The organism is Rhodoferax aquaticus (assembly GCF_006974105.1).
Taxonomy (GTDB): Bacteria; Pseudomonadota; Gammaproteobacteria; order Burkholderiales; family Burkholderiaceae_C; genus Allorhodoferax; species Allorhodoferax aquaticus_A.
Genome location: NZ_CP036282.1, coordinates 1953467 through 1968111 on the forward strand (window position 1 = coordinate 1953467; position 14645 = coordinate 1968111).

Below are 14645 nucleotides of genomic sequence, written 5' to 3' on the forward strand. Positions count from 1 at the left end.
ATGGGACTCAGCAATACCTCGCCCTCTGGAGCGACAGACCAACTTGATCGGTTCGGTGTTGCTTTGGTCGCAGGGGAGGCCTCAGGTGACCTTCTTGCTGGGTTACTTTTGGATGGGATGCTGGCGCAATGGCCTCGGTTGCATACTTTCGGCATTGGTGGCCCACAGATGGCACTCCGAGGGTTTGATGCGTGGTGGTCGCACGAAAAACTCGCGGTTCACGGCTTTAGCTGGGAGCTAATGCGTAGGTATCGCGAAATTATCGGGATACGCAGTAGCCTAAAAACCCGTCTGCTTCAGAGCAAGCCCCAAGTGTTTATCGGTGTGGATGCGCCTGACTTCAATCTTGACTTGGAAGCGGAGCTAAAGAACGCAGGCATTAAGACGGTCCATTTTGTGTGCCCGTCTGTGTGGGCGTGGCGCCCTAAGCGATTAGAGAAGATTAAGCGCAGCGTAGATCACGTTTTGTGCATATTCCCTTTTGAGCCAGCCTTACTGGCGCGGCACGGCATTCATGCGACCTACGTTGGCCACCCGCTTGCTAGCCATATACCGATGCAGCCAGATCGTGCGATGGCGCGCGCCGCCTTAGGATTCTCGGCCGATGACTGTGTTGTGGCCCTATTGCCTGGTAGCCGCAGGTCGGAAGTGCAGCACCTAGCTTTGCGCTTCTTTATGGCTGCTGCGCTTGTTCTGCGTGCGAAGCCTGCTATCAAATTCGTAATTCCAGTCGCCCCTTTGTTGCGTATTGAGATTGAAAAGGCCGCCCAAGCCTGCGGGATGTTGGAACACGTGCTTTTGGTGGATGGTCAGTCCCACACCGTGCTTGCAGCGTGCGATGTCACGCTGATTGCAAGCGGCACGGCAACCTTAGAGGCCGCGTTGTTCAAGCGCCCCATGGTCATCGCATACCACATGAGTTGGTTGTCGTGGCAAATCATGCGGCGCAAGCGACTGCAACCGTGGGTGGGTTTGCCCAATATCCTGTGCGGAGAGTTCGTAGTGCCCGAGTACTTGCAAGACGCAGCAACTCCTCAAGCGCTGGCTAGCGCTGTTCTTGGGTGGTTGCAGGCCGAGCCCGCCACTACCAAGCGCCTAAGGGCGCTTAACCAAAAATTTACTGCAATGCACACTGAACTGCGGCGTGATACCGCTCAGTTAGCTGCCCATGCCATTCAGCAAGTCCTCCAGAGCTAAACCACGTATGGCAAGCCTTAATTCTCCGCGCCAAACCAGTCTAGTTTGGACTGCGCCTGGACTTATTGCCGGGGTAGACGAAGCTGGGCGCGGGCCATTGGCGGGGCCTGTGGTGGCCGCTGCCGTCATCCTGGATGAAATGAATCCTATAGCGGGCTTGGCAGATTCCAAGGTCTTAAGCGCCGCACGGCGTGAGGCGTTGTTTGACGAAATTCGTGCCAAGGCGCTGTGCTGCGCCATAGCAGAGGCGAGCGTTGAAGAGATAGAGCGACTCAACATTTTGCAGGCCACTATGCTCGCTATGCGTAGAGCCGTAGAAGGCCTGCGCCTCAAACCAGCAAAGGTCTTGGTAGACGGAAATCGCATCCCAGTATTGGGCGTGTTGGCTGAAGCGGTGGTCAAAGGGGATGCATTCATTTCAGCGATCTCTGCTGCATCTATCTTGGCTAAGGTACACCGTGACCGATGGTGTGAAGAGGTCGATCACCTCTACCCTGAGTATGGTTTTGCAAAGCACAAGGGGTATGGCACTGCGCAGCATTTGGCAGCATTGCGTTTTCACGGTGCCTGTCCCCAGCATAGAAAGACTTTCCGTCCCGTAGCGGAGGTGTTGGTATGAACGCCCCTTCGATGCTGCGTATTAGCTCTAGAGATAACGCCTTGATCAAGGACTTGCGGCGTTTGTCCCAAGAAAATGGGGCGTATCGAAAGCAGCAGCGCTATTGGGCAGAGGGAGACCATTTGTGTCGCGCGGCCTTGGTCAGGGGTATGCGTCCCGATATAGCTGTATTCGCCGAGTCGTTTCTATCGGCTGCGCGCACAGAATATGTGCAGGCCGCTACAAAAAACATAGTAGTTCCGGATGCACTTTTTCATGAGATCAGCGGCCTAGAGTCGCCAGCGAGCATGGGATATGTGTTTGCGTTACCTCGTGACCAAGGTCTGAAACCTGGTGTTGCCACCGTGATTCTTGACCGGGTTCAAGATGCCGGCAACGTTGGGTCTATATTGCGCAGCGCTTCAGCGTTTGGGGTTGAGCAAGTGCTAGCGCTAAAGGGTACAGCGGCGCTATGGGGTTCCAAGGTTTTACGTGCCGGTATGGGTGCGCACTGGGGTTTGCGGCTGTTCGAGGGATTTACCTTTGCCAACCTGGATGGCTTGGACCTGCCCATCGTGGTTACGAGCTCACACAGAGGGGAGTTTCTCCATGTGGCTCAGTATACGAACCAGCTGCCAAATCCATGCGCGTGGGTCTTTGGGCATGAAGGGCAGGGGGTTTGCACGGAGTTGGAAGCGATGGCACGCGTGCATATTCGTATCGCTCAACCAGGGGGGGAAGAGTCTCTCAATGTGGGAGCCGCCGCTGCTATTTGCCTTCATGCAAGTGCATCTCAAGCACCCAGTGTGAGGGCTTAGTAGTTCAGGTGCGGCTGGGTTTCCTTATGCCGCTTCATTTGCCTCGGCTATAATGGGGCGCTTCACCGCATCCTGTACGTCTAGCGCCTCAAAAAGCACCTCCCTTCACAAAAGCAAGCCAAGAGTTGATTCTTGAGCGCGTTTGGGCGTACCCGAAAACCCCATCCGGAGAAACCAGTGCTTTTGTCTTTAAAGGGAACTACCCCACCCGCCATCTTGGCGCTCGCAGACGGCACGGTCTATATTGGCAATTCCATAGGAGCCGCAGGCTCTACTGTCGGGGAGGTGGTATTCAACACTTCCATGACGGGCTATCAGGAAATCTTGACTGACCCCAGTTACTGCCAACAGATCGTCACACTCACCTATCCCCACATCGGCAACTATGGCGTCAATGCTGAAGATGTCGAGTCCAACAAGGTTTACGCCGCGGGATTGATCATCAAAAATCTGCCCTTGGTTGCATCCAACTTCCGACAGACCCAGTCGCTCAGCGAGTACTTGCAAGAGCAAGGCAGCGTTGCTATCGCCAACATTGACACACGCCAGTTGACACGTCAACTCAGAACCCACGGTGCCCAAAATGGCTGCATCTTGGCGCTTGCCCCAGGGGAGGTGATTACTGCTGCTGTCGTTGAAAAAGCCGTAAGTGCCGCTAAAGCTGCTCCGGCTATGGCGGGTTTAGATTTGGCCAAGGTGGTTAGCTCTAGTGCAAGCTATAGCTGGACCGAAACCGAGTGGACTTTGGGGGAGGGCTATGGTGCGCAACTTGCCCCCACATTCCACGTGGTCGCGTATGACTTCGGTGTCAAGAAAAATATCTTGCGCATGCTGGCACAGCGGGGCTGCAAAGTTACCGTGGTACCCGCGCAGACACCCGCTGCGGAAGTATTGAAACACCAACCCGACGGCATTTTCTTGAGCAACGGCCCAGGCGACCCAGAGCCCTGTGACTACGCGATTGCCGCTGCCCGTGAATTGATTGATTCAGGTACGCCCACGTTTGGTATCTGCTTAGGTCACCAAATCATGGCATTGGCCTCGGGCGCCAAGACCTTCAAGATGAAGTTTGGCCACCACGGCGCCAACCATCCGGTGAAAGACCTGGACAGTGGCCGTGTCAGCATCACGAGCCAGAACCACGGGTTTGCTGTGGACGAGAAGTCCTTGCCCTCAAACTTGCGCGCTACCCATGTCAGCCTGTTTGACAACACCTTGCAAGGCTTAGAGCGCACTGACAAGCCCGCGTTCTGTTTCCAAGGTCACCCTGAAGCATCACCAGGACCGCAAGACATTGGCTACCTGTTCGATCGTTTCATTCGTGAAATGGAAACAGTGCGAGGCGCCAAGGCATGAGCTTTTATGGTGTCACCGATTTGTGGACGTATGTCCTCGGTGCGTTAGGCATCATTTTGTTGCCTGGCCCGAACTCCCTTTACGTGTTGTCTGTTGCTTCGGCACGTGGCGTGCGTGCAGGGTTTAAAGGCGCTGGCGGCGTTTTTGTCGGAGACACCATCTTGCTTGCCCTGACCGCCTTGGGTGCGGCGAGCTTATTGCGTACCTACCCTGCACTATTCATCGTCGTTAAGTATGTGGGCGCCGCCTATTTGGCGTGGGTGGGCATCAATTTATTGGTGGCAGCAGTGAAAAAGTTGCGCGCAGGAACGTCAGTGATCGATGCCGCTTCTGACGCTGCCCCCACAGTCAATATGAACCACCCGTTTAAGCGGGCGCTTCTCATTAGCTTGCTGAACCCGAAGGCGATTTTGTTCTTGCTGTCGTTCTTTGTTCAGTTTATTGACCCCAGCTATGCGACGCCCGCAGTTCCTTTTCTGATTTTGAGCTTCATCGTCATGGCCTTCAGTGCTGTGTACTTGTCCACCATCATCTTCTTGGGCGCGCGCTTGGCCCAGTTGTTTCGTGCGCGCCACCGCACCAGTGCTGGTTTGTCCAGCGCGGTGGGGGGCTTGTTTGTGTGGTTTGGGGTGAAGCTAGCGTCTGCAAGTTTGAGTTAGTACCTGTCGCCTTGGACGGGTTTCGGAAATTTGTGCAGCGTCCTTAGGCGCTGTACGCACATAAGAAGTAGTGAAATATGCCAAAACGTACTGATATCAAAACTATTCTCATCATTGGCGCTGGCCCCATCATTATTGGCCAAGCGTGTGAGTTCGATTACTCCGGCGTGCAGGCATGCAAGGCGTTGCGTGAAGAGGGCTACCGTGTGGTGCTGATCAACAGCAACCCCGCAACCATCATGACCGACCCCGCCACGGCTGATGTGACCTACATTGAGCCGATCACCTGGCAAACCGTCGAGAAGATCATTGCCAAAGAACGCCCTGATGCCATTCTGCCTACCATGGGTGGTCAAACGGCCTTGAACTGTGCGTTGGATTTGTGGCACCACGGGGTGCTGGAAAAATACAAGGTGGAGCTCATCGGCGCAACTCCTGAAGCCATAGACAAGGCGGAAGACCGCTTGAAATTCAAAGACGCGATGACCAAGATCGGTCTAGGTTCAGCGCGCTCCGGCATTGCCCACAGCATGGACGAGGCTTGGGCTGTTCAAAAGACCTTGGGCTTTCCCACGGTCATTCGCCCTAGCTTCACACTGGGCGGCACGGGCGGCGGCATTGCCTACAACTCCGAAGAGTTTGAAACTATATGCAAACGCGGTCTTGAAGCCTCGCCTACCAATGAGCTCTTGATTGAAGAGTCTCTCTTGGGTTGGAAAGAGTACGAAATGGAAGTGGTGCGCGACAAGGCGGACAACTGCATCATCGTTTGCTCCATCGAAAACTTGGACCCTATGGGCGTGCACACAGGTGACTCCATCACGGTGGCACCAGCGCAAACCTTGACGGACAAGGAATACCAAATCCTGCGCAATGCCTCGTTGGCGGTGTTGCGTGAAATTGGAGTGGACACTGGCGGCTCTAACGTGCAGTTCTCCATCAATCCCAAAGATGGACGCATGGTTGTCATCGAGATGAACCCGCGCGTGTCACGCTCTTCGGCTTTGGCGTCCAAGGCAACTGGCTTTCCGATTGCAAAAGTGGCTGCCAAGTTAGCAGTGGGCTACACCTTAGACGAGTTGCGCAACGACATCACGGGAGGCGCAACGCCAGCGAGTTTTGAGCCCAGCATCGACTATGTGGTTACCAAAATCCCACGTTTCGCCTTTGAGAAATTCCCAGCAGCCGATAGCCGCCTCACTACGCAAATGAAGTCAGTGGGTGAAGTGATGGCAATGGGCCGCACCTTCCAAGAGTCCTTCCAGAAAGCCTTGCGCGGTCTAGAAGTCGGCGTGGATGGGATGAACGAAAAAACCCAAGACCGCGAGGTATTGGAAAAAGAATTGGGTGCACCAGGCCCAGAACGCATTTGGTATGTAGGTGACGCTTTCGCCCAAGGCATGAGCGTGGATGAGGTCTACGCCATTACCAAAATCGATCCTTGGTTCTTGGTGCAAATTGAGCAGATCGTCAAAATCGAACTGGAAATTGAACGCTTGCCCCAGCCAGACAGCGGCTCTGCTCTTGACCGCATCGACGCAGCAACCTTGCGCAGCCTGAAGCAAAAAGGTTTTTCTGACCGCCGCTTGGCACGCCAGTTCAAAACCACGGACAAGGCGGTTCGCGAAAAGCGCCGTGCCTTGGGTGTGCGCCCCGTTTACAAGCGGGTAGATACCTGCGCGGCTGAGTTCAGCACCAACACGGCCTACATGTATTCCACCTATGAAGCCGACGGCTCAGAGTGCGAAGCCGCGCCTACCAACAACAAAAAAATCATGGTGTTGGGCGGTGGCCCCAACCGCATTGGCCAAGGGATCGAGTTTGACTACTGCTGCGTGCACGCGGCTTTGGCCATGCGCGAAGATGGTTATGAGACCATCATGGTCAACTGCAACCCGGAAACCGTGTCTACCGACTACGACACGTCCGACCGCCTGTACTTCGAACCGTTGACCCTGGAAGACGTCCTAGAAATTGTGGACAAAGAAAAGCCAGTGGGCGTCATTGTTCAATACGGTGGGCAAACACCGTTGAAGTTGGCCTTGGATCTCGAAGCCAACGGCGTGCCCATTATTGGCACTAGCCCTGACATGATTGATGCAGCGGAAGACCGTGAGCGTTTCCAAAAACTGCTGCATGAACTGAAATTGCGCCAACCCCCCAACGCGACGGCCCGCACCGAGCCTGAAGCCCTGGAAAAGGCTGCCGCTTTGGGTTACCCCTTGGTCGTGCGTCCTAGCTATGTGTTAGGTGGTCGCGCCATGGAAATCGTGCATGAGCAGCGTGACTTGGAACGCTACATGCGCGAGGCCGTTAAGGTTAGCCATGACTCCCCGGTGTTGTTGGACCGTTTCTTGAACGACGCGATTGAGTGTGATGTCGACTGTATCCGTGACGCAGGTGCTGATGGTATTGAGGGCGCTACGTTCATCGGTGGCGTGATGGAGCACATTGAGCAAGCCGGTGTACACAGCGGCGACTCCGCCTGCTCGCTGCCTCCCTACAGCTTGGGCACAGACACGGTGGCGGAGATCAAGCGCCAAACCGCAGCCATGGCGAAGGCCTTGAACGTGGTGGGTCTGATGAATGTGCAGTTCGCGATTCAAAACGTAGATGGCAAAGACGTGATTTATGTGCTGGAGGTCAATCCCCGCGCGTCACGGACTGTGCCGTTTGTAAGCAAGGCGACGGGCATTCAATTGGCTAAAGTGGCCGCACGCTGCATGGTGGGACAAAGTTTGGCCTCTCAAGGCATTACGGCGGAAGTGAATCCTCCTTACTTCAGTGTGAAGGAAGCGGTGTTCCCGTTCGTGAAGTTCCCAGGGGTAGATACGATACTGGGGCCTGAGATGAAGTCCACAGGCGAGGTGATGGGCGTCGGGAAAACCTTTGGTGAAGCATTCGTTAAGTCACAACTGGGCGCGGGCACCAAGCTGCCGCGTGCAGGGCGCGCCTTCTTATCCGTCAAAAGTGCCGATAAACCCCGTGCCATTGAAGTTGCACGGGCCTTGGCTCACATGGGTTTTACGGTATCGGCGACCAAAGGCACAGCGGCTGCTGTTAACGCAGCTGGGGTCGCGTGTGAAGTGGTCAACAAAGTCACGGAAGGTCGCCCCAACATTGTGGACATGATCAAAAACAACGAAATTGCATTGGTGATCAATACTGTAGAGGAGCGCCGCAATGCCATTGCGGATTCCCGTCTGATTCGTACCTCTGCTTTGTTGGCACGTGTTACCACTTTCACGACGATTGCAGGCGCTGAGGCTGCCGTACAAGGCATGCCCCACCTGGACCATCTCGATGTCATTTCCATTCAGGAAATGCACGCACAGTTAGCTGCCGCCTAAACGGCTGGTCACAATCGCGGCATAATTGCTGCAATTCATACCGCCGATCGGCAACGGTCGGCGGTTTCCTTTTTTGTTCATCCCGTTTTAACCCGGAGCAGTACGTGGCTACCATCCCCATCACCAAACGCGGCGCAGAGTTGTTGCGCGCAGAATTGCACAAACTTAAGACGATAGATCGACCCTGGGTGATTAACGCCATCTCTGAAGCCCGTGCCCAAGGCGACCTGAGCGAAAACGCAGAGTATGAGGTCGCTAAAGACCGTCAAGGCTTTATTGAAGGTCGTATTCAAGAGGTCGAAGGCAAGCTTTCTGCATGCCAAGTCATTGATCCCGCCGAGTTGGACGCTGAAGGAAGGGTGGTCTTCGGAGCCACTGTGAAGCTAGAGGACGAGGAAACCGGCAATACAGTGACTTACCAAATCGTCGGTGAAGACGAGGCCGATATCAAGCTTGGCTTAGTCAATATCAGCAGCCCCATTGCACGTGCCTTGATCGGGAAATCTGAAGGTGACACCGCGGAAGTACAGGCGCCCGGTGGCGTGCGGGCCTACGAAATTGTCACTGTCTCGTATATCTAGGGTGCTAAGCCAGCTGCCAGTGTGGCTGGCGGCGTTGTGGTGGGGTAGTTTGACGACCCTTGGCTTTTTTGTCGTTCCGATGCTGTTTTCCAATTTGGCCACGCCCGCCATGGCTGGCAATATGGCTGCCAAGCTGTTCACTGCGCAAACCTATGTGTCCAGCGTTTGTGCCGTGGGTTTGATGCTTCTTTTGAAACAAAAAATGGCTACTGCGCCCATGGATAAAGCGCTAGCTGCTATAGGTTTTGCAGTGGCTGGTTTGCTGTTCGCTCTGCTTGTGGAGTATGGCGTTGCTCCGCGCATTGTGGCGCGTGACAACCTCACACTGTGGCACCGGGTGGGAGGTGCCATGTATTTTCTGCAGTGGCTATGTTCGGCCGTGGTGTTTGCTTTGCTAAGCCGTCGTGAGGTGGGAACTCCAGCGCAAGCCTAGCGAAAGAGGAGCAGAGCGCAGCTTAGGTTTGGCTGCGTTTCTTGATGCTGGTTTGTGGCTTAGGTTTGGCCCGCTTCACATTGCCACCTGCTGTGAGTCGCTGATTTCCCAATACACGCAAGGTCTTAACTTCAGGGCGTTGTCCGGCGCGCTTGCTGTACTTCAGCACTTTAAAATCGCGCGGGCCAGCCATGCGGTCTTCGTCAACTGTGCGTTCTTTTTCAACTTTCGGGCGCCACATGACCAGCAACTTGCCGATGTGCTGAATGGGAGCCGCGTTGAGTTCTTCCGTAATGGATTGGTACAGACTCTCTCGGGCAACCCGGTCGTCTGAGAAGACTCTGACTTTGATCAGACCGTGGGCGCTGAGCGCTGCGTCGATTTCTTTTTTTACATTGGCGGTAAGGCCGTCATTTCCAATCATGACCACGGGGTCAAGATGGTGGGCTTCGGAGCGATGTTCTTTGCGCTGGGCAGGTGTCAATTGAATTTGGGGCATAGGGGTATTATCGGTGCAATGAAAACCCCTAGTAAAGGCAAAAAGGTCAACAAGGCCTGGCTGCATGACCATATTAACGATCCCTACGTCAAATTGGCGCATAAAGAGGGCTATCGCGCCCGTGCCGCCTACAAACTCAAGGAAATTGACGAGTCGCTGGGTCTCATCAAACCTGGGCAACTCGTAGTGGATCTTGGATGCACGCCCGGTGCCTGGAGTCAATATGTGCGTCGCAAAATGTCGCCCAAGGGCGCTGCGGTGGGGGATTTGAACGGTACCATCATTGGTCTGGACATCTTGCCCATGGATCCTATCGAGGGAGTGACCTTTATACAGGGTGACTTTAGAGAAGCAGACGTGCTTGGCTTGTTGACACAAGCCTTGGAAGGTCGTCAAGCCGATGTCGTGGTGTCAGACATGGCTCCTAACTTGTCGGGTATTTCATCTGCAGACGCTTCACGTGTGGAGTATTTGATCGAGCTTGCGATCGAGTTTGCACAGAACCACATGAAGCCACAGGGAACCTTGGTTGTGAAGGCTTTTCACGGTGGTAGCTATGACTCGGTTGTGCAGCACTTTAAGTCTGCTTTTTTGGTGGTGAAGAACCACAAACCCAAAGCGTCACGTGATCGCTCGTCTGAAATCTTTTTGTCAGGCCAGGGTTTGCGTCTGAAGTAATTTCTCGTAAGGAATACTGGTGCCATCATTTCCATCCGGAAACTATGGCTGAATCGGAATAATTTGGGCCTTAAACCTTGAAAGGCCTAAAATAGGACTCAGGTACGCAATGTCTTTCTAATTGCGCCCGTATTGGAGCTTCGCTTGAATAATCAGTGGTTTTCGAAAATTGCAGTGTGGTTGGTGATAGCGCTTGTGCTATTCACCGTGTTTAAGCAGTTTGACTCGCACGGCTCAGCCGGGGCGAGTGTGATTGGGTATTCTGAATTTCTTGACGAAGTTGCGGCTAAGCGCATCAAGAGTGCAGTCATTCAAGAAGGCCCTGGTGGCTCTGAGATTCTGGCCGTCACAACGGATGACCGTAAGATCCGCGCGACCGCAACCTACCTCGACCGAGGCTTGGTCGGTGACTTGCGCAACAACGGTGTCAAGTTTGACGTCAAGCCTCGCGAAGAAGGCTCCTTGCTCATGACATTGCTCGTGAGCTGGGGCCCTATGCTGCTCTTGATTGGCGTTTGGGTGTACTTCATGCGCCAGATGCAAGGCGGTGGCAAAGGTGGTGCGTTTAGCTTTGGAAAAAGCAAGGCCCGCTTGCTGGATGAAAACGCCAACACCGTGACTTTTGCAGATGTTGCAGGTTGCGACGAAGCCAAAGAAGAAGTTAAGGAAGTTGTCGACTTCCTGAAAGACCCTAGCAAGTTCCAAAAGCTGGGCGGGCGTATCCCGCGCGGATTGCTGTTAGTTGGCCCCCCTGGGACTGGTAAAACGCTTTTGGCAAAGTCCATTGCTGGCGAAGCCAAAGTACCGTTTTTCAGCATCTCGGGTTCTGACTTTGTAGAAATGTTTGTTGGCGTGGGCGCTTCCCGCGTGCGCGACATGTTTGAAAACGCCAAGAAGAATGCACCTTGCATCATCTTCATTGACGAAATTGACGCCGTCGGTCGCCAGCGCGGTGCTGGCTTGGGTGGCGGCAATGATGAGCGAGAGCAAACCCTCAATCAGATGTTGGTTGAGATGGACGGTTTTGAAACCAATGTAGGCGTCATCGTGGTGGCTGCTACCAACCGCCCCGACATTTTGGATGCGGCTCTGTTGCGTCCAGGCCGTTTTGACCGTCAGGTGTATGTGACGCTGCCTGATATTCGTGGTCGCGAGCAAATTTTGAACGTGCACATGCGCAAGGTTCCTTTGGGTCAAGACGTGAGTGCGATGACCATTGCCCGTGGTACACCCGGCATGAGCGGTGCCGACTTGGCTAACCTGTGCAATGAGGCCGCGTTGATGGCTGCACGTCGCAATGCCCGTTTGGTGGATATGCAAGACTTTGAAAAAGCCAAAGACAAAATCTTGATGGGCCCTGAGCGCAAAAGCATGGTCATGCCTGAGGAAGAACGTAAAAATACGGCCTACCATGAGTCTGGGCATGCGCTGATCGGCAAGTTGCTGCCTAAATGCGACCCAGTGCATAAGGTCACGATCATCCCTCGTGGACGTGCTTTGGGGGTGACCATGAGTTTGCCCGCGCAAGACCGGTACAGCTACGACAGCGAGTTCATGCTCAACCAAATCAGCATGTTGTTTGGTGGCCGCATTGCTGAAGAAGTGTTCATGAAGCAAATGACCACGGGGGCTTCCAACGACTTTGAACGTGCGACTTCCATTGCACGTGACATGGTGACCCGTTATGGCATGACAGACGCCTTGGGCCCTATGGTGTATGCCGAAAACGAAGGGGAAGTGTTTTTGGGCCGCAGCGTGACCAAAACCACCACCATGAGCGAACAGACGATGCAAAAGGTCGACTCCGAGGTGCGTCGCATCATTGACCAACAGTATTCTTTGGCGCGCAAGCTCATTGAAGACAACCAAGACAAGATGCATGCGATGGCCAAAGCGCTGCTGGAGTGGGAAACCATAGACAGCGATCAGCTCGATGACATCATGGCTGGCAAAGAGCCACGCCCACCCAAAGACTGGAGCCCCCGTGCGATCAACACCGGTAGTGGTGACGGTAGTGGCGGAGGGAGTGGCGCGGTCGCAACTGGGGCAGCTACCAACGCTGCCTAAGCGAACATGCGATAACAAAAAGGGGCTTTCAAAGCCCCTTTTTTTATGCCTGCACTGATTAGCTTCCTTTGCGCTCGCTTCCGAACTCGCCAGTTTGGCGACGGATAATGTGCCGCATGTACTGGCAAACCTCACGCTTTAGCTTAGATGTATCCACCCCCAAAGTCATGGGGATCGTCAATGTCACACCAGATTCGTTCTCTGACGGTGGCCGCTTTGCCACTGGGCAAGAGGCGATGTCGCAGTGTGAGCAGCTGTTGCGGGATGGGGCCCACATTCTGGACATAGGCGGCGAGTCGACCCGCCCAGGGGCGTTGGCCTTGCCTCTTGAAGACGAAATGGCGCGTGTGCTTCCCGTTCTGAGGCATGCGCTTACATTGGGTGTGCCCGTATCGCTAGACACCTATAAGCCGCAACTGATGCGCGCAGCCCTTGACATGGGGGTAGACATCATTAACGACGTCTGGGCTTTGCGATGGAAGTCTGATGGCGATAGTCTGACTGGGGTGGATGTTGTGGCCCAGCACCCCAGCTGCGGCGTCTGTTTAATGCATATGCACCGTGAACCCAGCACCATGCAAGTAGCACCTATGGAGGGTAACGTGATGGCCCAAGTCGTATCGTTTTTGGGCAAGTCCGCTGACGCGCTGCGGGCTAAGGGGGTGAATGCAAGCCGAATTTGCCTAGACCCCGGCATTGGATTCGGAAAAACTGTCGTACAAAATTTCTCGCTGTTGGGGCAGCAGCGTGCTTTGTTGCCGCTTGGTTATCCAGTGCTTGCGGGATGGTCCCGCAAGTCGTCTCTTGTGGCAGTCACGCAAGACTCACTTGGCAGCGCCGCTACACTTAACACCCGTGACAGGGTGGTACCCAGCGTAGTTGCTGCCGTGCTCGCCGTGCAAAACGGCGCAAGCATAGTACGCGTGCACGATGTGAGAGAAACGGTGCAAGCCCTCAAGGTGTTGGCCGCTGCCAATAGCAACGCTGCAGATTTTTAAAACAAAGGGCATCCATGCCCCAAACGAGAGGTTGATCGCATGAGTCGAAAATATTTTGGTACAGATGGAATCCGTGGCGCTGTAGGGGTTGCACCTATCACGCCCGACTTTGTGCTGCGCTTGGCCCATGCGGTTGGTCGTGTACTCAAACAGACCGACAATCGCCCAACGGTATTGATTGGCAAAGACACGCGTATTTCTGGCTACATGCTGGAAAGCGCCTTGGAGAGTGGCTTTAACTCTGCGGGGGTAGACGTGGTGCTGCTCGGACCCTTGCCCACGCCAGGCGTTGCCTATTTGACCCGCACCTTGCGGGCTTCCTTGGGGGTGGTGATCAGCGCCAGCCATAACCCGTTTGCCGACAACGGCATCAAGTTTTTCAGTGCCCAAGGTACCAAGCTGCCCGACGCTTGGGAGTTGTCCGTCGAGGCTGCTTTGGAACTGCCCCCTCAGTGGGTGGATTCGGCCAATTTGGGTAAATCCCGCCGTTTGGACGATGCGGCTGGCCGCTACATTGAGTTTTGCAAAGGTACATTTGCCAACAACCTCACGCTCAAAGGCGTCAAGATCGTCGTCGACGGCGCGCATGGCGCGGCTTACCAAGTCGCTCCCAAAGTGTTCCACGAACTGGGCGCCGAGGTCATCTCGATTGGCTGTGCCCCAGATGGCCTCAACATCAACCACGGGGTTGGAGCTACGCACCCTGAGGCACTGGTTGCTGCTGTCAAGGCCCATGGCGCAGACTATGGCATTGCGCTCGATGGCGATGCCGACCGACTGCAATTGGTGGACGCTGACGGACGCCTCTTCAACGGCGATGAAATCTTGTACCTCATGGTCAAAGAGCGCCTGTCCCGCGGTGGGCAAGTGTCCGGACGCCGTAGAGATGAGTCCGTCCCTGGCGTCGTGGGCACGCTCATGACCAATATGGCGGTGGAGTTGGCATTGAAAGACAAGGGCGTGGCCCTGGTACGCGCCAAGGTTGGTGACCGCTATGTGCTCGAAGAACTTGAAGCGCGCGGTTGGGTACTGGGCGGCGAAGGTTCTGGCCACTTGCTGGCTTTGGACAAGCACACCACGGGCGATGGCATTGTGTCAGCCCTGCAGGTGTTGCAGGCTTGTATTCGCCATGGTCACACCTTGGCGGCATTGCTTGCCGATGTCACGCTCTTCCCTCAAATCTTGATCAATGTGCGCTTGCAGCCCGGCCAAGACTGGAAAGCCAGCCCCAATCTGGACGCCACCACCAAAGCGGTAGAGGCAGAGTTGGGCGACACCGGCCGTGTGCTCATCCGCGCAAGCGGCACCGAGCCCTTGGTGCGCGTGATGGTAGAAGCTCGCGATGAAAGCCAAGCCCGCGCTTGTGCCCAGCGCATTGCGGATACCTTGAAGGCTTAGGGTGTGAGAGGCT

General features: G+C 54.9%; 13 protein-coding genes. 12 read left to right on the top strand and 1 reads right to left on the bottom strand.

Going from position 1 to position 14645, the window contains the following annotated elements:
* From lpxB to EXZ61_RS09180, 8 genes are all read left to right on the top strand, one after another.
* Complete coding sequence (gene lpxB / locus EXZ61_RS09145; RefSeq protein ID WP_178084848.1) at positions 1 to 1197, top strand: lipid-A-disaccharide synthase; 1197 nt, start codon at positions 1 to 3, stop codon at positions 1195 to 1197.
* Between the two features lie 7 nt (positions 1198 to 1204).
* Positions 1205 to 1816: a ribonuclease HII gene (rnhB, locus tag EXZ61_RS09150; protein WP_142811124.1), complete on the top strand. Its 612-nt coding sequence runs from the start codon at positions 1205 to 1207 to the stop codon at positions 1814 to 1816.
* The gene (locus EXZ61_RS09155; RefSeq protein ID WP_142811126.1) at positions 1813 to 2613 is read left to right on the top strand and encodes a TrmH family RNA methyltransferase; all 801 of its coding nucleotides are present in this window, start codon (positions 1813 to 1815) and stop codon (positions 2611 to 2613) included. Before rnhB ends, EXZ61_RS09155 begins: the two co-directional genes overlap by 4 nt.
* Positions 2614 to 2790: 177 nt before the next feature.
* A complete protein-coding gene (gene carA, locus EXZ61_RS09160; protein ID WP_142811127.1) occupies positions 2791 to 3969 on the top strand; it encodes a glutamine-hydrolyzing carbamoyl-phosphate synthase small subunit in 1179 nt (392 codons plus the stop codon).
* On the top strand, positions 3966 to 4628 hold the full coding sequence (leuE, locus tag EXZ61_RS09165) for a leucine efflux protein LeuE (RefSeq protein WP_142811129.1): 663 nt from the start codon (positions 3966 to 3968) through the stop codon (positions 4626 to 4628). Before carA ends, leuE begins: the two co-directional genes overlap by 4 nt.
* A gap of 77 nt (positions 4629 to 4705) precedes the next feature.
* Complete coding sequence (carB, locus tag EXZ61_RS09170; RefSeq protein WP_142811131.1) at positions 4706 to 7978, top strand: carbamoyl-phosphate synthase large subunit; 3273 nt, start codon at positions 4706 to 4708, stop codon at positions 7976 to 7978.
* Positions 7979 to 8082: 104 nt separating this feature from the next.
* A complete protein-coding gene (greA, locus tag EXZ61_RS09175; RefSeq protein WP_142811133.1) occupies positions 8083 to 8559 on the top strand; it encodes a transcription elongation factor GreA in 477 nt (158 codons plus the stop codon).
* A gap of 1 nt (position 8560) precedes the next feature.
* Positions 8561 to 8992 carry a DUF4149 domain-containing protein gene (locus EXZ61_RS09180; protein ID WP_142814181.1) on the top strand — a complete coding sequence of 144 codons (432 nt, stop codon included), beginning with the start codon at positions 8561 to 8563 and terminating at the stop codon, positions 8990 to 8992.
* 22 nt (positions 8993 to 9014) lie between these two features.
* Here EXZ61_RS09180 and EXZ61_RS09185 read toward each other — a convergent pair whose 3' ends face one another.
* A complete protein-coding gene (locus tag EXZ61_RS09185; RefSeq protein WP_142811135.1) occupies positions 9015 to 9491 on the bottom strand; it encodes a YhbY family RNA-binding protein in 477 nt (158 codons plus the stop codon).
* Between the two features lie 18 nt (positions 9492 to 9509).
* Between EXZ61_RS09185 and EXZ61_RS09190 the strand changes: the two genes are divergently transcribed.
* From EXZ61_RS09190 to glmM, 4 genes are all read left to right on the top strand, one after another.
* Complete coding sequence (locus tag EXZ61_RS09190) at positions 9510 to 10169, top strand: RlmE family RNA methyltransferase (RefSeq protein ID WP_142811137.1); 660 nt, start codon at positions 9510 to 9512, stop codon at positions 10167 to 10169.
* Positions 10170 to 10313: 144 nt separating this feature from the next.
* Positions 10314 to 12236 carry an ATP-dependent zinc metalloprotease FtsH gene (gene ftsH, locus EXZ61_RS09195; RefSeq protein WP_142811139.1) on the top strand — a complete coding sequence of 641 codons (1923 nt, stop codon included), beginning with the start codon at positions 10314 to 10316 and terminating at the stop codon, positions 12234 to 12236.
* A 116-nt stretch (positions 12237 to 12352) separates the two neighbouring features.
* Entirely contained in the window at positions 12353 to 13234 is an 882-nt protein-coding gene (gene folP, locus EXZ61_RS09200; RefSeq protein ID WP_142811141.1) for a dihydropteroate synthase, read from the top strand.
* A gap of 39 nt (positions 13235 to 13273) precedes the next feature.
* On the top strand, positions 13274 to 14632 hold the full coding sequence (gene glmM, locus EXZ61_RS09205; protein ID WP_142811143.1) for a phosphoglucosamine mutase: 1359 nt from the start codon (positions 13274 to 13276) through the stop codon (positions 14630 to 14632).
* Positions 14633 to 14645 lie beyond the last annotated feature (13 nt).